General features: G+C 55.8%; 25 protein-coding genes and 1 tRNA gene. 18 read left to right on the top strand and 8 right to left on the bottom strand.

All coding sequences use genetic code 11. The features are described from left to right. Positions 1–63: 63 nt before the first annotated feature. The 5 genes from AT687_RS00380 to bioB all read right to left on the bottom strand — a co-directional run bounded on the left by AT687_RS00380 (position 64) and on the right by bioB (position 4,698). On the bottom strand, positions 64–822 hold the full coding sequence (locus AT687_RS00380; RefSeq protein WP_003850046.1) for an ABC transporter ATP-binding protein: 759 nt from the start codon (positions 820–822) through the stop codon (positions 64–66). 1 nt (position 823) lies between these two features. Further along, the gene (locus AT687_RS00375) at positions 824–1,867 is read right to left on the bottom strand and encodes a FecCD family ABC transporter permease (protein WP_003850045.1); all 1,044 of its coding nucleotides are present in this window, start codon (positions 1,865–1,867) and stop codon (positions 824–826) included. Next, the gene (locus AT687_RS00370) at positions 1,868–3,055 is read right to left on the bottom strand and encodes an ABC transporter substrate-binding protein (protein WP_014302690.1); all 1,188 of its coding nucleotides are present in this window, start codon (positions 3,053–3,055) and stop codon (positions 1,868–1,870) included. 387 nt (positions 3,056–3,442) lie between these two features. Further along, a complete protein-coding gene (bsaP, locus tag AT687_RS00365; protein WP_014307755.1) occupies positions 3,443–3,703 on the bottom strand; it encodes a biotin synthase auxiliary protein BsaP in 261 nt (86 codons plus the stop codon). Next, positions 3,703–4,698: a biotin synthase BioB gene (bioB, locus tag AT687_RS00360; protein WP_003850042.1), complete on the bottom strand. Its 996-nt coding sequence runs from the start codon at positions 4,696–4,698 to the stop codon at positions 3,703–3,705. Before bioB ends, bsaP begins: the two co-directional genes overlap by 1 nt. A gap of 77 nt (positions 4,699–4,775) precedes the next feature. On the opposite strand from bioB, the gene AT687_RS00355 reads away from it, so the two are divergent. From AT687_RS00355 to AT687_RS00350, 3 genes are all read left to right on the top strand, one after another. Next, entirely contained in the window at positions 4,776–6,122 is a 1,347-nt protein-coding gene (locus AT687_RS00355; protein ID WP_014318449.1) for a M20/M25/M40 family metallo-hydrolase, read from the top strand. Positions 6,123–6,132: 10 nt separating this feature from the next. Then, positions 6,133–6,300, top strand: coding sequence for an antitoxin (locus AT687_RS11625; protein ID WP_003850040.1), 168 nt, complete (start codon positions 6,133–6,135; stop codon positions 6,298–6,300). Positions 6,301–6,363: 63 nt separating this feature from the next. Further along, a complete protein-coding gene (locus tag AT687_RS00350) occupies positions 6,364–7,131 on the top strand; it encodes a MerR family transcriptional regulator (RefSeq protein ID WP_014318448.1) in 768 nt (255 codons plus the stop codon). Between the two features lie 66 nt (positions 7,132–7,197). Here AT687_RS00350 and AT687_RS00345 read toward each other — a convergent pair whose 3' ends face one another. After that, positions 7,198–8,838 carry a cytochrome c biogenesis protein DipZ gene (locus AT687_RS00345; protein WP_014318447.1) on the bottom strand — a complete coding sequence of 547 codons (1,641 nt, stop codon included), beginning with the start codon at positions 8,836–8,838 and terminating at the stop codon, positions 7,198–7,200. A gap of 230 nt (positions 8,839–9,068) precedes the next feature. On the opposite strand from AT687_RS00345, the gene AT687_RS00340 reads away from it, so the two are divergent. The 6 genes from AT687_RS00340 to AT687_RS00315 are packed head-to-tail and all read left to right on the top strand — an operon-like array spanning position 9,069 to position 12,683. Further along, a complete protein-coding gene (locus tag AT687_RS00340; protein ID WP_003850035.1) occupies positions 9,069–9,314 on the top strand; it encodes a hypothetical protein in 246 nt (81 codons plus the stop codon). 50 nt (positions 9,315–9,364) lie between these two features. Further along, a complete protein-coding gene (locus AT687_RS00335; protein ID WP_014301156.1) occupies positions 9,365–9,925 on the top strand; it encodes a sigma-70 family RNA polymerase sigma factor in 561 nt (186 codons plus the stop codon). Beyond that, entirely contained in the window at positions 9,922–10,530 is a 609-nt protein-coding gene (locus AT687_RS00330; protein ID WP_014318446.1) for an anti-sigma factor, read from the top strand. Before AT687_RS00335 ends, AT687_RS00330 begins: the two co-directional genes overlap by 4 nt. Before the next feature lie 9 nt (positions 10,531–10,539). Then, complete coding sequence (locus AT687_RS00325) at positions 10,540–11,370, top strand: ABC transporter ATP-binding protein (RefSeq protein ID WP_014318445.1); 831 nt, start codon at positions 10,540–10,542, stop codon at positions 11,368–11,370. Beyond that, the gene (locus tag AT687_RS00320; RefSeq protein ID WP_014306251.1) at positions 11,361–12,002 is read left to right on the top strand and encodes an ABC transporter permease; all 642 of its coding nucleotides are present in this window, start codon (positions 11,361–11,363) and stop codon (positions 12,000–12,002) included. The genes AT687_RS00325 and AT687_RS00320 overlap by 10 nt, the downstream gene beginning before the upstream one ends. A gap of 6 nt (positions 12,003–12,008) precedes the next feature. Continuing rightward, complete coding sequence (locus tag AT687_RS00315; protein ID WP_014302684.1) at positions 12,009–12,683, top strand: ABC transporter permease; 675 nt, start codon at positions 12,009–12,011, stop codon at positions 12,681–12,683. Positions 12,684–13,033: 350 nt separating this feature from the next. Here the strand turns inward: AT687_RS00315 and AT687_RS11620 are convergent, their stop codons facing one another. Beyond that, positions 13,034–13,324 carry a hypothetical protein gene (locus AT687_RS11620; protein ID WP_071569687.1) on the bottom strand — a complete coding sequence of 97 codons (291 nt, stop codon included), beginning with the start codon at positions 13,322–13,324 and terminating at the stop codon, positions 13,034–13,036. A gap of 149 nt (positions 13,325–13,473) precedes the next feature. Between AT687_RS11620 and AT687_RS00305 the strand changes: the two genes are divergently transcribed. From AT687_RS00305 to AT687_RS00265, 9 genes are all read left to right on the top strand, one after another. After that, on the top strand, positions 13,474–14,703 hold the full coding sequence (locus AT687_RS00305) for a sensor histidine kinase (RefSeq protein ID WP_014318443.1): 1,230 nt from the start codon (positions 13,474–13,476) through the stop codon (positions 14,701–14,703). Further along, complete coding sequence (locus AT687_RS00300; protein ID WP_014301148.1) at positions 14,703–15,362, top strand: response regulator transcription factor; 660 nt, start codon at positions 14,703–14,705, stop codon at positions 15,360–15,362. Before AT687_RS00305 ends, AT687_RS00300 begins: the two co-directional genes overlap by 1 nt. 38 nt (positions 15,363–15,400) lie before the next feature. Then, positions 15,401–16,102 (top strand): ABC transporter ATP-binding protein, encoded by a 702-nt coding sequence (locus AT687_RS00295; RefSeq protein ID WP_014318442.1) that lies wholly within the window; start codon positions 15,401–15,403, stop codon positions 16,100–16,102. Next, positions 16,095–17,534 carry an ABC-2 family transporter permease gene (locus AT687_RS00290; protein WP_014318441.1) on the top strand — a complete coding sequence of 480 codons (1,440 nt, stop codon included), beginning with the start codon at positions 16,095–16,097 and terminating at the stop codon, positions 17,532–17,534. Before AT687_RS00295 ends, AT687_RS00290 begins: the two co-directional genes overlap by 8 nt. Positions 17,535–17,664: 130 nt before the next feature. Beyond that, positions 17,665–17,949 carry a PhzF family phenazine biosynthesis protein gene (locus AT687_RS13255; protein ID WP_241800088.1) on the top strand — a complete coding sequence of 95 codons (285 nt, stop codon included), beginning with the start codon at positions 17,665–17,667 and terminating at the stop codon, positions 17,947–17,949. A gap of 5 nt (positions 17,950–17,954) precedes the next feature. Next, a complete protein-coding gene (locus tag AT687_RS13250) occupies positions 17,955–18,506 on the top strand; it encodes a PhzF family phenazine biosynthesis protein (RefSeq protein ID WP_080563440.1) in 552 nt (183 codons plus the stop codon). Between the two features lie 49 nt (positions 18,507–18,555). After that, complete coding sequence (locus AT687_RS00280; protein ID WP_014318439.1) at positions 18,556–18,819, top strand: helix-turn-helix transcriptional regulator; 264 nt, start codon at positions 18,556–18,558, stop codon at positions 18,817–18,819. A 4-nt stretch (positions 18,820–18,823) separates the two neighbouring features. Next, entirely contained in the window at positions 18,824–19,339 is a 516-nt protein-coding gene (locus tag AT687_RS00275) for a hypothetical protein (RefSeq protein ID WP_014318438.1), read from the top strand. 406 nt (positions 19,340–19,745) lie between these two features. After that, positions 19,746–20,045: a hypothetical protein gene (locus tag AT687_RS00265; RefSeq protein ID WP_013910511.1), complete on the top strand. Its 300-nt coding sequence runs from the start codon at positions 19,746–19,748 to the stop codon at positions 20,043–20,045. A 205-nt stretch (positions 20,046–20,250) separates the two neighbouring features. Here the strand turns inward: AT687_RS00265 and AT687_RS00260 are convergent. Further along, positions 20,251–20,334: transfer RNA gene (locus tag AT687_RS00260), tRNA-Leu, on the bottom strand. Between the last annotated feature and the right edge of the window lie 149 nt (positions 20,335–20,483).

The following is a 20,483-nucleotide window of genomic DNA, read 5'->3' as shown; positions in this document are numbered from 1 at the left end:
GGTTACAGCTGGGGTTCAGGCACCCCAGCCTAGCAACTCCCGCCGGCCTACGAAGTGAAAGAACTAATCCTCCACGGGACAGACCACCGGCACTCCGGCGTCGTCAAGAACACGGGCACGCAGCCCGTAGACCTGCTCCAACAGGTCAGAAGTAAGCACCTGCGTCGGTGCACCCTCAGCAATCACATGGCCGCCACTAAGCACCACCAAATGATCGCAATACCGCGCCGCTAGGTTTAGATCATGCAACGCCACCACAGCGAGGCAATCCCGAGAATTCACCTCAGCACGCAGCAACTTGAGCAACTCCACCTGATGGCGCAGGTCAAGAGCCGACGTGGGCTCGTCGAGAAGCAAAACCTCCGGCTGACGCACCAACATCTGCGCCACCGCAACCAGCTGACGCTGGCCACCCGACAACTCCGAAACGTAGCGATCCGCCAGCGCAGTAATGCCCAAGCGTTCCATCACCGCTCCAGAGCTCAACAGCGGATCGTAGCCCTTACGCGCGGACACCAAGATAGACTCGAACGCCGTCAACGACGCACTGGTCAACAAATCCTGCGGCACATAGCCCACCACATTGCGCAGCTCATGATGCGGCACCTCCGCACCCTTGCTCATGATGGTGCGCGTGCCACCCGAGGTGGCCTTCAAACCAGCAATGGCCTTAATCAACGTGGATTTACCAGCAGCGTTAGGACCCAACAAGCCCGTCACCGTTCCCAGTGGCACTGGGCCAAAGCTCACACCATTCAAAATATGGCGCGTGCGCGGACCATGACCATAGGAGACTCGCAGGTCAGAAATACTCAAACTCATGCTAGGACCCCCACATTGCGCGGCGGCGAGTAAACACCAAGATCACGAAGAACGGAACGCCCACCAGCGCAGTAATAATGCCGATAGGAAGTGCCACACCAGGGATCATCGTAATAGACACCGCGTGGGCCGTAGCCAGCAGGAACGCACCCGCTGCCATCGACGCTGGCGCGAAGAAGCGCTGCTCCTCGCCCACCAAAATGCGGGCCACGTGGGGGCCAACCAAGCCGATGAAGCCAATGATGCCAGCAAACGCCACCGCGCTTGCCGCTAATAGCGACGCCACCACGAGGGTGATCACGCGCAGCCTTGCCACATTAATGCCCAAGGCGGCCGCGCGAGCGTCGCCAAGCCGAAGTGCCGTCAGACGCCACGCGTTGACCACCGTGTACGGAATCGCGATTGCCAACATCACCGCAATGATCGCATTAGCAGTCCACGTTGCCCGCTGCAGCGAACCCATCGTCCAAAAAACGATCTGCTGCAACGCCTCAGTCGTCGCACGATACTGCATCAACGACAACAGCGCTTGGAACAAAAACACCAGCGCAATGCCCAGCAAAATCATCGACTCCGCGCCAGCACCACGCCACACCGCGGCACCAGCCACAATCACCACAGCCACTAACGACGACGCCCACGCCACCGCAGCCAAATTAAACTGCGCATGCGGAATAAGCACCCAGCCCAAAACAATCGACGCAGCGCCACCGAAAGCCGCCGCCGCCGAAATACCCAGCGTAAACGGCTCCGCCAATGGATTATCCAAAATGGTCTGCATATGGGCACCAGAAAGCGACAGCGCAGCGCCAATCAACACAGCCATAACCGACGCCGGCAGGCGTAAATCCCACAACACAGTACGTGTGGTGGGATCAACACTATCGGGCTGAATAATGCCCTTCAGCATGGTGGCCGGAGTAAGATTCACCGGCCCCACCACAGTGGCCACCACGAATGCCGCGATGGCCAGCACTGTGAGAATCACAATCGCTAAGAGTTTGCGTCGTGAGCGCTTGTGATACTGCTCGACTACGTTGCTCATTTACTTAGCTTCAACCTTGTCGGTAACGAAGAACACGCCCGAGAACTCAAATGGCATCCACTTCTTGTGGAACTCCTTGAAGTCCTTCACAGCATCCAAATCCTTGAACTCCTCTGGTTGCAACCACTGTGCGAACTGCTCAAGAGCAAAGATGTTGTATGGGGAGTCGTAGAACTGGTGGAATACCGCGTGCAGATCACCCTTCTTAGGAGCTTCCAAGGTGCTAAAGCCAGGGGTCTTAAGTAGGCCTTCGAGGGTGCGCTCTGCTACATCATCGGTAGCGGTGTAGCCCAGCTCAACGTGAGGAAGAACCTCAGGCTTCTTGGGGTCTTTCGCCCAAGCGCCACCGGTTGCAATGATCTTTTCTGGCTGCTCAGCAATAACCTTCTCAGCGGTCAGGTCGCCGGACTCGGTATCCAGCAAAGTGTCGCCAATGTTTATGCCACCAGCAGCGTTGACCAAGTCACCAAGGTTGGAGTTTTTCACCGTGGAGCAGCAGTCCTTCAGACCAGCGGCACGCCACACCAAGGTGCGTGGCTTGTTTTCCAACTTCTCTGCACGAGCGATGATGTCGTCACGCTTCTTGGTGTAGAACTCGTTGAATTCCTTTGCCTTGTCCTGCTCGCCAAGAACAGCACCCAAAACCTCCACCGACTTGGTGGTGTTTTCCAGTGGCTTCTGGCGGAAGTCCGTAAACACGTACTTCATGCCAGCCTGATCCATCTTGGCAAGGAAGCCATTTTGCTCGGCTGCCTTCTTGTGGTCAAGGGTCATCACCACAACATCTGGGTTGAAAGCCAACAGGTTTTCTACAGACACATTGCCCTTAGCAATGTGTCCGATAACAGGGATGTCCTTGATCTCTGGGTGAGCCTCAAAAAGTTTCGCCTCAAAGCTCGGTGCAGCTTTGTGCAGATCCTCACCGAGGGCCACGATGTGCTCACCTGGGTTTTCCTTGTCCAAGATCGAGGCAGCAAACATGGCGCGGCCTTCGCCGAGCAACACGCGCTCTGGTTGTTTATCAAATTCAACCGTTCGACCAGCGACGTCAGTGACGGTCAGTGCTGCAGACGAGCCAGTTGCTGAAGCATCCGTTGCAGTGTCTGATGTATTGCTGCATGCAGTAAGCGCAGCACCACTGGCAGCGATTGCCACTGCCACAGCTGTAATTTTTCTGGATAAACGCACAAGTTTTCCTTTACTTTGAGAATCAGATTTGAGGCAAGGCTTACTATAACCTAATTAGGCTAGGCAAAGGAAATCTCAATACATCATCTGGTTGATATATTTTCCGACCAAAAGCATGCACGACCACACCCTTATCGGCGCCCCCCTGGGACTACGCCTACACCGGCGACCCATATCACCAAATCTTCCGCTTGAACGTGGCGATTTCCACGCCGCCAACATCCGACACACAATCAATGCACCCTAAAACCGGAAGAGCCACCAAACGGGGGTATTTCGAAGGATTTTTCTCGGAACTTCACACCAAATCGCTTCCAAACCGGCCGTTTGAGCAGATTTGGTGTGAAGTGCCGTCTTTTTCGGGGGTGAACGGGGGTGGTGCGCCCACTAGCGCCTACCCAAGTAAGCGGAATCTACGCTGCCATGACGTGAACAGGTAGCCTCCCAGCCATCGGGGCGGACCTGCACAACCATGCGGCGGCCACAGATCTGGCAAAAGCGGGGTGCTTCGAGCCCGGCGCGGGCTGATGGGGAGAGCGTGATCTCGATGTCGTCGACAAGCTCTTGGCCGGTGTTGGGGTGAAAGCGGGGTGCTTCGCCGGCGAGGAGGGCTTCGAGGAGTTCTGTGGATTGTGTACGTGTGGCCATTAGACGCTCGCGTTCAGGGCTTTGATAGGTAGGCGGAGTTTGCCGAGCATGTCGAGGTCTTGTTCCATGGGGCGGCCGAGGGTGGTCAGATAGTTGCCCACGATCACGGCGTTAATGCCACCGAGGAGGCCTTGCTCGGTGCCGAGGTCGCCGAGGGTGAGTTCGCGGCCGCCGGCGAAGCGCAGGATGGTTTTAGGAAGCGCAAGTCGGAATGCTCCAATTGCGCGCAATGCATCTGTGGTGTCGAGGACTTCATAGTCCGCGAATGGGGTTCCTGGGCGTGGGTCGAGGAAGTTCATGGGAACTTCGGTGGGGTTGAGTTCTGCGAGGTCACAGGCAAATTCGGCGCGCTGTTCTAGGGTTTCACCCATGCCGATGATGCCACCGGAGCAGACTTCCATTCCGGCTTCGCCGACCATGCGTAGGGTTTCGCGGCGGGATTCCCAGGAGTGGGTGGTCACTACGTTGGGGAAGTAGGAGCGTGCGGTTTCTAGGTTGTGGTTGTAGCGGTGTACGCCGGCGGCTTTGAGGCGATCGACTTGTTCTTGGGTGAGGATGCCGATGGAGGCTGCGACTTCGATGTCGACTTCCGATTTGATGGCGGCGACGGCTTCTTCAAGCTGGCTCATCAGGCGCTCGTCGGGGCCTTTGACGGCTGCCACAATGCAGAATTCGGTGGCACCGGATTTTTGGGTTTGTTTTGCTGCTTCTACGAGGCCTGCGATGTCGAGCCATGCGGAGCGCACGGGGGATTCGAAGAGTCCGGATTGGGAGCAGAAGTGGCAGTCTTCTGGGCAGCCGCCGGTTTTGAGGGAGATGATTCCTTCTACTTCTACTTCTTCGCCGCACCATTTGAGGCGTACTTCGTGGGCGAGTTCGAGTAGCTCTGGGATGCGTGCTTCGTCGAGTTGTAGTACTTGGAGGACTTCTTCTTTGTTTAGGCCTTCGCCGTTGTTGAGCACTTTGGTGCGGGCGAGTTCTAGAATGTCAGTCACGTGATGCTCCCATGTTGTGGCAATTGGTAGATGTCCAAAAATCCTAGCGATAATCATTGAACGGTGTTTAATCTTGGATGTCAATCACCCCCATTGCCCTTAATGTGGTACACATGACGCTTTACGACGACACCCTCGCCCTGCTCACCGAACTCATCCGCAACGCCTGCGTCAACGACCTCACACCAGACTCCGGCCACGAGGAACGCAATGCGGCCACTTTAGAAGAGTTCTTCGCGGGGAGTCCCGTGAACATCCAGCGCTTCGAACCTCACCCAGGGCGCGTCAGCCTCGTCGTCACTGCTACCGGAAGCGACCCTACCGCCGAGCCCCTCACCTTCTTAGGCCACACCGATGTGGTGCCCGTCGATACGCAACATTGGAGCGTCCCACCTTTCGACGCCACCATCATCGACGGCAAACTCTACGGTCGCGGCAGCGTCGACATGCTCTTTATTACCGCTACCATGGCCGCCGTCACCCGACATGTTGCCCGTACTGGCGGCAACGCCGGCACTCTTTACTTCGCAGCGCTTGCCGACGAAGAAGCCCGCGGTGGCCTCGGCGCAGCTTGGCTAGCCCAACACCACCCCGACGCGTTGAGCTGGAAGAACTGTATCTCTGAAACCGGCGGGTCCCACATCCCAGGCCGTGATGGCTCCGACTCCACCATCATCTACGTCGGCGAAAAAGGCGCTGCCCAGCGTCGCCTCCACGTCTATGGCGACGCCGGCCACGGCTCCGCCCCCTATAACAAGGACAGCGCCATCGCCACGATCGGCGAAGTAGCACGCCGGATCGCCGCCTTTGAACCCGAAGTAAGCACCGACGACATCTGGCGCGGCTTTATCGACGCCTTCCGTTTCGACCCCACCACTACCGCCGCCCTGCGAGACGGCACCGGCTACGAACACCTCGGCGACCTCGCAGCCTTCGGCCACGCCATCTCCCACCTCACCATCGCCCAAACCGTGCTGCGCGCAGGTCAAGCCATCAACGTCCTTCCCAGCCACGCCTGGCTCGACATGGACATCCGTACTCTCCCAGGGCACGACGACGCCTACGTGGACGACCTGCTCACCCAAGCCCTCGGTGATCTCGCACCCCACGTCACCATCGAACACCTCATCTGCGAACCCGCCACCATCTCCCCCACCGACACCCCGCTCTACCGCACACTAGCCGAGGTCCTCCACGACTCTTTCCCCGACACCACCGTGATCCCCATGATCGCACCCAGTGGTTCTGACCTGCGCTTTGCACGGCGAATGGGTGGCAATGGCTACGGATTTGCAGTCCATGCACCCGACCGCACCCTAGGGCATGTTCACGACCAACTCCACTCCCATGACGAGTACCTCCACCTCGAAGATCTCCGCCTCACTGTTGCCGGATACCAGCAGCTAGTAGAGAAATTTCTGTAGACTGACCTGCATGGATATTCTCAACAAAGCTAAAGACCTGATTAACAACAACTCCGACAAGGTGAAGGAGGCCGTGGATAAGGCCGGCGACTTTATCGACTCCAAAACCGAAGGCAAGTACGCGGACAAGGTAGACCAAGTACAAGAAGCCGTAAAGAAGAAGATCGACGAGCAGTAGTCGAATCTAATAAAAATCGGCCCGCTTGACCCTCACACCGCGTCAGGGTGAATGGTAACTCCCATGGAAGAACACAATCTTCGCACTGTTGGTGAAGTAGCAGACCTCGTCGGTGTAAGCGTGCGCACTCTTCACCATTGGGATGACATCGGACTAGTCAGCCCCCAATGGCGCAGTTGGGCCGATTACCGCCTCTACAGCGAGGAGGATGTTGCCCAGATTTACCAGGTCTTGCTGTACCGCGAAACTGGCATGCCGCTAAAAACCATCCGCGACATGCTCGAAAGCAACAGCTCTCCCGCGGACCATCTCCAACGACAGCTGGAACTTCTGCAACAGCGGAAACATCGTGTGACTTCCATGATCGAATCTGTACATCAACTTTTGGAGGACACCATGAACCACAACGAACCGCTCTCTGCAGACCACACCGCGAAGGTCCTTGGCCGCGAATGGAGCAAGTGGGAGAAGGAAGCCGAGGAGCGATGGGGTGACACCGAAGACTGGGCAATCTCCCAACAGCGCGCAGCACAGCTGGGCAAGGACGACTTTGCTGCTCGGCAGATGGTCATGCACAAGCTAGACCAGCGCCTTGCCCAAGCTTTCGAATCGGGTATGGCCCCTGATTCCCCAGACGCACATGCACTCGCAGAGGAACACCGGGCATGTTTATCGCAATGGTTTCCGGTTTCACACAGCAAGCATGCGCTGATTGCTCAGGGCTACACTGCCGATCCGCGCTTTACCGCGCATTATGACAAGTACGCGAAAGGCTTGGCGGTCTGGTTGGAGAAGGCTATTCAGAGCAACGCTCAACGCCACACCCAATAAAAATCGGCTAGGTGGGTTGGACAGCAACATTGTGCCCAACTCATCTGGCCGTTTTTCATATGCGGCTTAGCCGAAGGTTAGCGAGTAGAAGCTCACGCCTTGGGATGGCTTCACGGTGAGGATTCCGTCGAGAGGCTCGTCTTGTTCCACCACGTTGACGGTGCCGTCGGCCACCTTAAATTCCTTGGTGTGGCCATCGGGGTAGGTCACTTCGAGGGTTCCGGTGCCGGAGACAACTGTTTGCACGGTTGCTGCGTGAATGTTCACGGACAGTGCAGCGTCTTTAACAGGGTTGATGTGGTCGGATGCAATCTCCCAGGTTCCGCTGAGGGTGTATTGCCCGACTTTTGGTGCGTTGAATTCGAGGGTGCGCTCACCTGGGCCGTAGTTGCTGTTGGTGAAGTAGCGGGCACGCTCGTAGCCAAGGTAAGTTTCGGGGTTGCGACGCTGAGTGAGTTGCGCATCGTGCTTTTCGACGCCCTTTTCTACTGGCTCCGGCAGTGATACTTGGGGGTTTGCTTCACGCAGGAGTTCGCGCACCAGTTGTTCAGTTTCCTTGTATGCACCCTCACCTTCGTGGATGTGGCGCACATTGCCCTGAGCGTCAATCAGGTAACGAGCTGGCCAGTAGCGGTTGTTGTACTTTTTCCATGTGACAAAGTCGTTGTCCTGGGCCACTGGATAGTTAATGCCTTCGCGTTTGGCAGCATCTTTCACATTGGCGAGCTCGTGCTCAAAGCCATACTCGGGGGCGTGTACGCCTACGACTTGCAGGCCTGCGTCGCGGTAGGCGTCGTAAAGCTTGGTGATGTGCTCGCCCGCGCGCTGGCAGTTGATGCACGCGTAGGCCCAAAAGTCCACAAGCGTTACCTGGCCGCTGTGCGTAGACACAGGCTTATCCGTGTTAAACCAGCCAGTCAGGCCCTCAAACTCCGGTGCCTCACCGCAGTCATGCAGCATCGATGGGTCGGCGTCGCGGCACGCAGCCAAGGAGCCACCACCGGAACTCAAAGCACCACGAACCTTGTCATTTTCACTAATCTGCTTTTGCACACCAGCAGTCCAGTCGGGGATCGCACGCTGCACACGCTCAGGAATGTTCAACGCCATAGCCAACGCCAGCGCCAAAATAACCGCACCAACAAGCTTCATGTGTTTACGGATCGCGTCGATCTTCTCACCCATCTTGTTACCCGCCAGCGCAAACACCAGCAGCGGAAGGCTCGCACCTACGGCAAATGCCACGGTGAGCACAACCGTTGGCCAACCGATGTCACCCGTCGCGCCGGCGACGGTAATAGCAGCCAGAATAGGACCTGCGCAGGGAACATACACTGCACCTAGGGCCAGGCCGATCATAAAGCCACCCTTGTCGCGGGCCTTTTGCTGCAAGAAAGTTGGGCGCGGAATGCGACTAAATGGTTCCTCGACCAGCTCACCCAGCTTAGGGATCATCATGCTCAAACCGACGATCACCAGCAGGCCGACACCCGTCCAGCGCAATACATCTTTAGGAAGACCCAAAGAACTTAAAATCACAGTGCCCAGCAGCGTAATGGTGGCAAAGCTGAGCGCTAGGCCAGCAACCACATGGGTTGGTCTGCGGCCCACCGACACGGCGAGAACCACCGGCAAAACCGGCAAGATACATGGGGATATACCGGTGACAATGCCACCGATTAATCCAATTGTGGCCAATTCAAACATCTGTTACGTACTCCCTCATCGCAGTGGTGGTTAGGTTTTCAACGTTGCTGTCAGTTGATACGGAGCCACCCACCGCTATGGATTGCTCACAATGAGAAAAAACTTTTTTCACCCAACCGCAATCCGTTTCCCATCGGAGCTCCGAATACCCCTATGAGACACACAGGGAGCACTCCTGGTGTCAGCCTTCAAGTAAGCAAGTAATCGTGAAACATAAGGAGTATTCACTCATGCGTATGACCACCAAAGCAGCCCTGACCATGATGTTCGCAGCCGGCGCATTCGGCCTTGCAGCCTGCGGCGATAACGGCACCTCCGAGAAGATGACTTCCGAGACAAGCACCCAGATGAGCTCCGAGAAGATGACGCCTGAATCCGACAAGATGATGGAGTCGGACAAGATGGAGCACGACAAGATGGACGGAAAGATGGATCATGACAAGATGACCCACGAGTCTGACGCAATGCAGAAGTAGATTTTTCGCTGGTCGCTGTATGCGGTGTGACCGCTGTAGAGTTATTGGTCATGGATCCCGATGATTTACTCGTCGCGGTTGCTTCTGGTGACCAAGCGGCTTTCGCGCAGCTTTATGACCAGCTCGCGCCCTATGTTTTAGGCCTGAGCACTCAGGTGATTCATGATCGTGCGCAGGCAGAGGAAGTAACCCAGGAGGTTTTTGTCGAGGTGTGGCGCACTGCGCCGAGTTTCGACGCCTCCCGTGGTTCGGCACGGTCGTGGATTTTGCGGTTAGCTCGGTCGCGGGCTATTGATCGCGTTCGTTCTGATATTGCTTCGAAAAAGCGCGATACCACTGATTTTCTCCATAGCGCCACCACATGGTGTGCCGCTGAGGAGGAGGCGGTGGAGTCTTTGGAGTCGCAGCAGGTTCGTGCGCTTGTCGATTCCATTGGCGAGCCACACCGGACGGCCATTATGTTGTCGTATTTCCAAGGTCTTACTCATAGCGAGATTGCAGAGGCCACGGGCGTTCCGTTGGGAACAGCGAAAACACGGCTACGCGACGGCTTGAAAAAACTACGCCAGATTGTTCACCCCCATTTATCTGCGACGGGAGCAGCACGATGAGTAACAACTTCCCCCGAGATATAGAAGATGCTCTCAATGTTTCCCCTGCTCCGCTGACACCACCACCGGCGTTGAAGCTCAGCGTTATGGATGCCATCGCAGCTACCCCACAGGAGCAGCCATCACAGCCAGAACCGAAGCAGTTGGCTACGGTTACGCCGTTGCGACGCCGCCGCCCAGGACTGGTATTTGCGTCGATGGCTGCGTCGGTAGTGCTGCTTGCTGGTGTGGTAACAGCGGTGTATCAGCCGTGGCAGGCTGTGGATCCACATGCTCAGATGGATAGCATTTTGGCTGCCTCTGATGTACGCCAGGCGGATGCGTCGGCGATGGGTGCCACATTGGACATTGTGGTGTCGCAGTCGATGAATTCTGGTGGTGCCATGGTTGATGGTGCTCCTGCGGTTGGGCACGGCATGGGCGCCCAAGTGTGGGCGGTTAAGACGGATGGTTCGATGGAATCGGCTGGTGTTATTGGCCCGGAGGAACACACTGATGTGTGGATGCCGTTGCCGGGGGATACCCACAAGGTGATGATTACTGAGGAGCCTATGGCTGGTAGTACTTCTCCGCGAGGAAAGGTACTTGCCGAGGTCGTAGTGTAGCGTGGCGTCATGATCGAGTTTGAGTCGGTGAGTAAGCGCTATGGCAAGCGTGGTGAAAAAGCCGTGGCCGATTTCAGCCTGTTTATCCCCAAGGGCAAGACGACGGTGTTGGTGGGGTCGTCGGGAAGCGGTAAGACCACGCTGTTGCGCATGATTAATCGCATGGTCGAGCCCACCGAGGGCCGTGTGATTGTGCGCGGTAAGGATGTCGCTGAGACGGATCCGGTGCAGTTACGACGTTCCATCGGCTATGTGATTCAAAGCGCTGGGCTGTTGCCACACCGCACCGTGATTCAAAACATTGCTTTGGTTCCCACGCTCAACAAGGAGCCCAAAGCTGAAATTGAGCGGCGTGCCAAACAAGCGCTTGCCGACGTCGACCTGGAGCCGTCGTTAGCCAACCGCTACCCTGGCGAGCTCTCCGGCGGCCAACAACAACGCGTCGGTGTGGCGCGGGCGCTGGCCTCCGACCCCGACATCTTGCTCATGGACGAGCCCTTCGGCGCAGTGGATCCCATCGTGCGACGCTCATTGCAAAAACAACTCATCGACTTGCAATCCCGCCTGCATAAAACGGTGGTCATGGTCACCCACGACATCGACGAGGCCTTCTGCGTAGGCGACCACATCGTGGTGCTAGAAAAGGGTGGCAAGATTGCCCAGCAGGGCTCCCCCGCCCATATTTTCGCCCACCCCGCCAATGACTTCGTCGCATCCTTCTTGGGCTCTGACCAAGAAAATCGCAGCCTCCACACCGAGCTTATCGACGGCCACACCGTAGTCGTTGACACCTTCGGCAGGCCGCTTGGAACCCTAGGCGATGGTGCCACATGTGGCTAATGCATGCCTGGCCAGAAGTGCTGGATCTACTGCGAGCACACGTGTTGCTCAGCGTTCCCGCCATCGTGATCAGCGTGCTGGTGGCAGTTCCTGTGGGTCTGTTTGCCGCACGCCATCCGCGGGTGGGCAACACGGTGGTGCAGGTGACGTCGTTAGCCTATACGATCCCAGCGCTTCCCATGCTGGTCATCGTGCCTTTTATCGTGGCTGTGCCGCTGCGCTCGCAAATCAATGTGATCATTGCGCTGTGCGTGTACGGCATTGCTTTGATCGTGCGCACCGCCACCGACGCGTTTCGCTCGGTACCGGAGGAAGTCCGCACCGCCGCGGTGGCCCAAGGTATGAGCCCGAGCCAAATCGCATGGAAGGTAGACATGCCGCTGGCAATCCCCGTGTTGATCTCTGGCCTGCGCGTGCTGTGCGTTTCCACCGTCGGGCTTGTCACCATCGGCGCGCTGATTGGTGTATCCAGCTTAGGCAGCCTGTTTACCGACGGTTTTCAACGCAACATCACCGCCGAGGTAGTGGTGGGCATCGTTGCCGTTGTGCTCCTCGCTGTGCTTTTCGACGTCGCTTGCCTCATTCTGCAACGCCTTTGCACCCCATGGACTCGCCTAGGAAAGGCACGGTAACCCCACATGACTTGGTTTGGTGATCTCCTCTCCTATCTCACCACTGCCGCGCACTGGTGGGGCTCGCAAGGCTTTCTTGCCCGCCTTCTAGAACACGTTGGAATCAGCCTAGCTGCGGTCGCCATTGCCGCACTGCTCGCCCTTCCGGCCGGTGTTCTGATCGGCCATACTGGCCGCGGCGCCGGCCTTGTTGGTGGTGTCAGCGGTGCTGCCCGCGCGCTGCCAACCTTGGGCTTGCTCACGATCTTTGGGCTGGCTTTTGGCATTGGACTTACGGCACCGATGCTGGCGCTGATTATTTTGGCGATCCCATCACTGCTGGCTGGTGCTTATTCCGGCGTGGCCGCCGTAGATCGCGCGACCATCGACGCCGCCTACGCCATGGGTTTTACCCACCGCCAAGTAATCAGTTCCATTGAGCTGCCACTATCTGCAGCCGTGCTGGTGGGTGGCATTCGCACCGCAGTGTTGCAGGTGACCGCTACGGCCACACTTGCTGCATATACCGCAGATGTGGGGTTGGGCCGATTTATTTTCCACGGTCTCAAAACGAGGGATTACATCGAGATGTTGGCGGCCTCCGTGCTGGTGATCGCACTCGCGTTGCTTTTCGACGCCCTACTCGGGGGCGCTCAAAAACTGATCTCTCAACGCACCCGCACCGCTACGCCTGCTCCTTAAGAAGCAAATCGTAGACGAGGGTCTACCTTGTTGGTAATCTTGCCACCGCGATCATAAAAGCGCAGCACGCGCTTGTATAAAACCCCACGGGTGACGTCAGAATCGTCATCCAATAATTGCACCATCAGGCTTTTGATTTCATTATGACGACAAGGCGTTTCCTAATTCGCCTCCCCAATTTATGCCCTGCCGCGCGTGCATAGACCTCAAACAATCGCCGACCCAGCACTGGCCCCTCAACCGGGTGGTTATTTTCCAATTTTGAGGTTTCTAGAGTCTAAGTGACGCAATAAAAAACGGATTACGCCATCCATTGTTGGAAGCGCAATCCGTAGAAAAATTAATTATTTTTAGTGATCATCCCAGTGGCCGTCATGCAGTGCGTGGCGGTGGCCATCGTGAATGTAATCAACGTGGTCGTCGTGAGGAACTGCCACGTGACCGCAACCTGGGCCATGCTGATGCTCATGGTCGGCGTGGGTGTGATGCTCGGAGGTTTCACACTCATCCCAGTGGCCGTCATGCTCGCGGTGCAGGTGGCCGTCGTGAACATAGTCAACGTGGTCGTCGTGAGGAACTGCCACATGGCCACAGTTCGGGCCGTGCTGGTGGGTGTGGTTCTCGTGAACTACGTGGGTCATGATGTAGAGACTCCCTTATCTAGATGTGAAAATTTGTTTTTCAACAAGCTCTAAAAATGAAAATACACCGCTGCACCAATATTTTCAATACGTTTTCATTAATGGAAATTATGTGCTTTAACAGCGCAATCACGGAAAGTGAGTAGTTCGTGCCAAATTTAATTTTTTCTTATATATCCCACCTGCGGAAACGCCGCGCACCCCAAAAAGATTTGGCACGAACTACTCACCACACCACTACCATTGCCACCATGGCACGCCTAGGCGACAAGATCCTGACAGCAACCGCGACTATCGTCACCGCAGGCTATCTATTTTTCGCTACTCAGACCCCCTCCGCCCACAACACGGCACACGCAGCCATCTCCATCCTATTTCTGCCTTTTATCTGGCACTGGCGATCCCGCCCCAAACTCAGCTCCGCCGGATTTGTCACGCTCCTCGGCGCCTGGGCAGCAGTCTGGTGCCATGCACTACCAGAAAACATGGGAATCACCCCGTGGGCAGTCTTAGCACCCATGGCGGTATATGCACCCGCGCGTTATCTTCCCCAGAGAAATTGGGGTCGCATAATCCTGTTGCTCACCTTGGCAGGTTCATTTGTCTCCCCAGCAATGTGGCGACTGGACTCGCATCTTCTACTCCACTACCGCGAAGGCATGGAGTTAGTGCTAGCCATCGGGTTCCACTGGGCATTGCTAGGGTGCGTTTACGCTGTTGGTGCGCGCTATTTCCTCGCCGATCAAGCGCGTGAGACTGCATACCAAACCGCTCGCGAAGAAGAAAAACTGCTGATCGCACGGGAACTTCATGATGTTCTAGCGCACTCCTTAACCCTGATCAAGGTGCAGGCGCAGGCGGGACTATATGGTGGCGACCAACGCGAAGCACTAGAGGAGATCCGTAACGCAGCCGCCACTTCCCTTGAAGAGGTGCGCGGGATTGTGCAGGCACTTCGCGATCCCGCACAATCAGGTGCAATGCAGCCATTGTGTCAGCTCGCCGATCTAGCGGAGATCATTGCCAGCTTTGAACGTGCCGGGTTGAATATCTCGGCTCGCCTTCCCCAGCATTGTCCACCAGTGCCCACCTTGGTACAGCTTGCTGGTGTCCGCATTGTGTCGGAGGCGCTTACCAATGTGGTGAAACACCAAGGTGTTGGTAGCACTGTGCAGCTCAGTGTGCAGGTAGACGAACAGCTGCAGATCACCGTCGATTCCCAGACAATGGCACCGACTGGGGCGTCGACAAGCCCCGGCTCAGGGCTGCTGGGGCTTAACGAACGCGCAACCGCACTCGGCGGTCGTTTTAGCGCCCAAGGAACCGCATCCGATTTTCATGTTTGTGCCACCATTCCCATACACCAAGAGGACCATTAATGATTCGCATTGTGCTTGCCGACGACCAACCGCCCATCCTCAAAGCGTTCTCCACAATCATCCACTCCCGCGACACCATGCGCGTAGTGGCCACAGCCGCCAACGGCGCCGAAGCCATCAATGCGTGCATGAGCCACAACGTTGATGTTGTGGTCATGGATATCCGCATGCCCGTCATGGATGGCATCACCGCAGCACGCGCCATCCTCGCCCGGCACCCTCGCATCCGCATCGTCATGCTCACCACTTTCGACGACCCCACGCTCGTCCGCGAAGCGCTCACCGCCGGAGTGCACGGATTTCTTCTTAAAGACGCCGACCCCGAAATCTTCCTCACCGCAATCGAGGCGATCCACTCAGGGGAATCCGTTCTAGCCAGCGGAGTAACCAAGCAGGTTATTGACACATTCCGCCACGCCTATGGCAGCAACCTCAGCCCTGAGCAGCGCCAAGGACTCAGCCTGATCACCCGGCGCGAAATGGATGTACTACTGCGCGTTGCACAAGGGCTCACCAACGCGGAGATCAGTGCTGACCTTGGGATTGCAGAAACGACCGTAAAAACGCATATCACCGCACTACTAGCAAAGGTGCATGCCCGTGACCGCGTCGCTTTGGTGTTGTTTGTACATAAAGCTGGGCTTCTCCTACCACGGTAGGATCTGCGCTTGTGGTTGCTGGATAACAATCAACAACCATGAGTACAACTATTCGAGTCAATGAAGTCTCTAAAAGCTTCCACGGCCAGCATGTTTTGAACAATGTTTCCTGCGATATTCGCCCTGGGGAAGTCCACGCCCTGTTGGGGCGCAACGGTGCAGGAAAATCCACGTTGTTTTCCATTTTGCTTGGTTTGATCCCCGCCGATTCCGGTGAGGTGACTATCGACATTTCCCAAGTAGGTGCCTCTATTAATGGGCCAGCCTTCTATGGGCATTTGTCAGCGCGTTCCAATGTGCGGGTGCACAGCACGTTGTTGGGGCTGCCAGATTCCGAGGCTGATCGTGTGCTCGACGTGGTGGGACTTTCCGATGTTGGGTCGAAAAAGGCTCGGACTTTTTCTACCGGCATGAAGGCTCGATTAGCACTAGCGCAGGCGATCCTTGGCGACCCCGACATCCTCATCTTGGATGAGCCACAAAATGGTCTTGACCCGCAAGGTATCCGCGACCTGCGCACACTACTGCGGGCGTGGGCAGCCAGTGGCAAAACTGTGCTCGTGAGCTCCCACCAGCTAGGAGAAGTCACCCAGCTTGCCGACACCGTCACCATCCTCGCCGAAGGCACAATCCGCTACAGCGGCCCCCTCAATCAACTCGCACCCCAAGGCCAGCTCGAGCAGGAATTCTTCCGCCTCACCCAACCAGGTGTGCTAGAAACTGGTGACCACCATGAATAGATACTTCGCCTCCGAGTTCATCGCCTCGCGATCCTCGTCAACAGCCTGGCTCACCCTCACTGCACTCCCCTTACTCTTCCTCACCTTTACACTCGCCCGCGTTGCCACTGAAGATCCCGACGCTACCGGAATCCTGATGTGGCAAAGCATGTACGCCACAGGTATTGCAGCACCACTGACAGCAATGTTTGCGGCATCCGCAGAGCTACGCGAACGCCATGCCCGCATGGGTGGACGGCATTGGCGCGGCCTGAGCATGCGGTCCCTGCGGCTGGCACGCTTTGTTGCAGTGATCGCCTGCGTGGCGGTGTTCCACGTGCTCAACTTTGGCGGCACTTGGCTGCTTGCGGTTCTCGACGGCCGCACGGGCGCCAACCGGATCCTTCTCCTCGGGGTGCTGAGCTGGGTCGGTGCCATAGGAGTGGCCGGGCTTGCTATGGCCTGCGCAAGGAACACCAACATCGTGATAACACTGGTGGTGTTCTTGGTTTGGCAGTTGGCTGGGACTACCCGCCCTATCGTCGAAGGGCCTGTGTGGTGGGCGTTTCCCTTCGCCTGGCCGGTGCGCCTCGTTTTACCGGTGTTGCAGGTGCACCAAAACGCTGTCCCCCTCGAACCCGATGCTGTCCTGCGCCACGAGTCACCATGGCTAGCACTGCTATTGTGCTTAGTTCTTGCTGTTGCAGGAGCGATCATCGCGGTGGTCACGCCTCGATACTGCATCGCTTTTCGACGCGCCCATCAACACGTAAGTACTGCAGTCCTGCGGGAGGCGTCGACACGCAGGCCCGCTGACCGTCCACGCAACGTACTCCCCGCACTCCTACCCGTAGCCCTCACCCCCGCCGTGCGCAGCTGCATCATATTGTGCACAATATTAATACTGTGTGTTGCCATGATCTACCCACCCAGCTACGTCCACGGCCTATTCACATTCGCTATACTCCCCATCGGGGCCGGCATACTACCAGCACTCATCTGGTCCACCACCGCCCCCGCATGGAACATCATGCGCATAGAAAACCCACACTGCACACCAACACTCCTCAGCATCCACGCACTATGCGTAAGTGCCATGAGCGCCATCGCAGCACTTGCAGGACTCATCTCCGGCAGCCCCTTAAGCACCGAACTGACACGACTCACACTAGCCATCCCAGTAGGAAGCATGCTCACCATGATCGCACTGCTGATAGTAACCAGATTCGGCACAGCAACCACCATCATCTGGGCAGTCATCTGGACAATCATCTCCGCCACACTCGGCGGCGATGTTCTTGCCGACACCCCACTATGGCTACTCGCGGCAGCAGCCTGGCCAGAAATCGCACACGGCCCTCGCTGGTTCGTGGCCTTCAGCATCGCAGCAATAGCATGCACGACACTTTATCCGTTATGCGCCCGCACGCTGCGCACCCATCGCAGCGAGTAGCGCTGGGGTGCCGTGGTGAGGGGTGTTTAGCGTCGAAATGAGTAGTTCGTGCCAAAACTTTTTGGGCCGTTTTACATTTCCGCAGGTCGGAAACATAAGAAATGGTTTAATTTGGCACGAACTACTCACGGTGACGCGTCATTTAGGCAAAATGGGACACATAAAACTCCCTTTTATCCAAGTAGACGTATTTTCCACTGGTTCTTTCACAGGTAATCCACTTGTCGTCGTCGGTAACGCAGATAATCTGTCCACTACCCAGATGCAGAATATTGCACGGTGGCTAAATCTCTCCGAAACTACTTTCTTATCAGCTCCGACAACAACCGATGCAGATTACCGTGTACGTATCTTCACTCGTACCGAAGAACTGCCGCTCGCCGGCCACCCAACATTAGGTTCTGCACGTGCTTGACTTGAATTTGGTGGAAACCACAAAGACATGATGTTCTCGTACAAGAATGCGCCGCTGGCCTCATAACAATCCGAAATGATAACTCGACCTTTTCTTTTTCAGCACCACCCCTCACATTCAACGCCCCTCTGACTACCAGCGAGATCCAAGAAGTCGCCGAATCTCTAGGAATTTCTGTTCATAACATCGCCACTGCCGTCTGGGGAGTAAACGGTCCACGTTGGCAACTTATTCAACTAGCCGATATAGACCTTCTTCCCACCCTTACCCCGACGGCACTTTCCATAGGAAAGCGTCTTGGGGTCATTGCGATAGCCGACCGCACTCACGTCCATGTACGCGCATTTGTAGGTACTGGAGAGGATCCAGTCACAGGTTCATTGAATGCCGCCATCGCTCAATGGCTACGCAAACAAAACAAGGTGGACAACGAATACGAAGCATCCCAAGGAAAGTTTGTGGGCGCAGCTGGAAAAATCACCATCCTTGATGATGCCTCAGGCATCTGGGTAGGTGGCGAAACACAGGTCCAGATAAACGGGAGCATAGACATATAAATCGTTGTAACCGTTGACAATTTATTATGTTTATACAACACTATATTGCATGTCCCCAAAGAAAAAGCTTGAACGGACTATCTACAACCGCATCCGCGTACTGCGCACCGAACGAGATATGTCTCGCGCACAACTCGCGGAGCTTGTAGACGTCAACCCACAAACCATTGGTGCACTAGAACGAGGAGATCACTCCCCCAGTCTCGATCTTTCCCTTCGCATTTGCGACATATTCAACTTACCTATTGAGGCGATATTCTCACGCACACCTTTCGCCCCTCTCACCGCTGCAAATCTCACTCAAGGAGCATGACCCGATGACTTCTCAAATCAAAGAACGCTTCTACGATTTCGCCATCAGCAACGGCAATCCCCACTCCCGATGGCGCAACCCCCGATCTACCCGCCTTTTAATCACAGGGTATTTCACTAGCTTGACCCTAGCCTTAATCTTTGAGCTCCTCATGTTTGCATGGATTCACTTCATCTGGATTTTTATCGCATGCATGTTTATCGCAATGACATGCTGGACGGTCCTGCGATCGACCATCGATCTCAAAGATATGGCACCCGAAGACCGCCTTGACGACTACGAAAAAGCTGTGATTAATCAATGGCGTCAGCGCTCCCTCAGCACCGCACTTAGCCTACTTTTTATCGGAGGTCTCGCGGCCATCATTGCCAGCGCTAGCTTTATAGCCACCGATTCCCCTCTTAGCCCAAACCTTCTCGCTATATTCGCTGGTTTATACATGATTTACACATACATATTCGCGTCATCCCTACCAGCAGTGGGCTATGCACTAACATTTAACCGCAATCCCGAAGAATAAATACCTCGGAAAGTAGTTTCAGCGAGTAGTTCGTGCCAAAACTTTTTGGGCCGCGCAGCATTTCCGCAGGTCGGAGACATAAGAAATGGTTTAATTTGGCACGAACTACTCACGGTGACGCGTCAACACGGATTTAATAACACATCACTTTCCATCAGACGATGCATCGTCCCACTTGTTGTTCTCGATCATAATATCCATTGCTTTCATAGCTTTCATCAGAAAGCGAAGAACAAAGACAGTCACTGGCACCACCGCGGCTAATGTCACCACACACCCTACGGGGCATGTACGTACTTCGGGTACATGACTCGCATTTGCGTTGTTCAACGCCACAGAACGATCTATCCAGTCCATCGTCTAGGGCCAGCAGCTAGTACTGCTTTATTTCCGTAGACTGCCCAATATGAAAGAGAAAAAACTATCGTCCTTAGTATTCGGAAACGTTATTCTTGAATCTCAGATTTTGGGGACAACCATCCGAATATACGCTGATGACATGCGGTCTTATTCTTTTCGACCTAGCCCTTATGCCTCCCTCTCCGTCCCCTTAAACGAGTTAAAAGGGCAGCTTCAGCCTGACCACGCCGAAGCTCTCGCTAAAAAAGTTTTCGATTCTGTAGCTGAAGAGCTAAACAAAAACTACCCAGGTGGTTGTGAGCGCGCAGAAAAAGAACTAAAAGCCTGGCTCATGCGCACTAACTAGTTCACATTGCACGGAAGATGGACTTCTCTAGAGATGCCAAAGCCATGGCCGAAACCCTTCGGCAAGCAGGTAGCATTACCTAGAAACCAAAACCAGTGGTGCAACGACGCCTAGAATCCGCCCTTAACCCACAAAAGAAACCGGAGGACACTCCCTCTTTCGAGTTTGTGACCTCCGGCCATTGCAGTTCGTGAACTGCTCTTTGTGCCCAGGGGGGGACTTGAACCCCCACGTCCTTGCGAACACTGGCACCTGAAGCCAGCGCGTCTGCCAATTCCGCCACCTGGGCAGGTGGTGAAGCAAATTTTTTGCGACTGCGCTACTATATCACACCATTAAGTTTTCCGTGCAAATGTCAACGTCAAGCACTGTTTCTACATGGGCCAGGACCCTACTTCATGCCGGTGCGTCAATGCGCACAGCTAGGGACATGGCCGT

It is taken from the genome of Corynebacterium diphtheriae (assembly GCF_001457455.1).
Classification (GTDB): Bacteria; Actinomycetota; Actinomycetes; order Mycobacteriales; family Mycobacteriaceae; genus Corynebacterium; species Corynebacterium diphtheriae.
The sequence above is the reverse complement of the archived record's forward strand: the minus strand, read 5'-3'. Positions and strand labels throughout refer to the sequence as shown.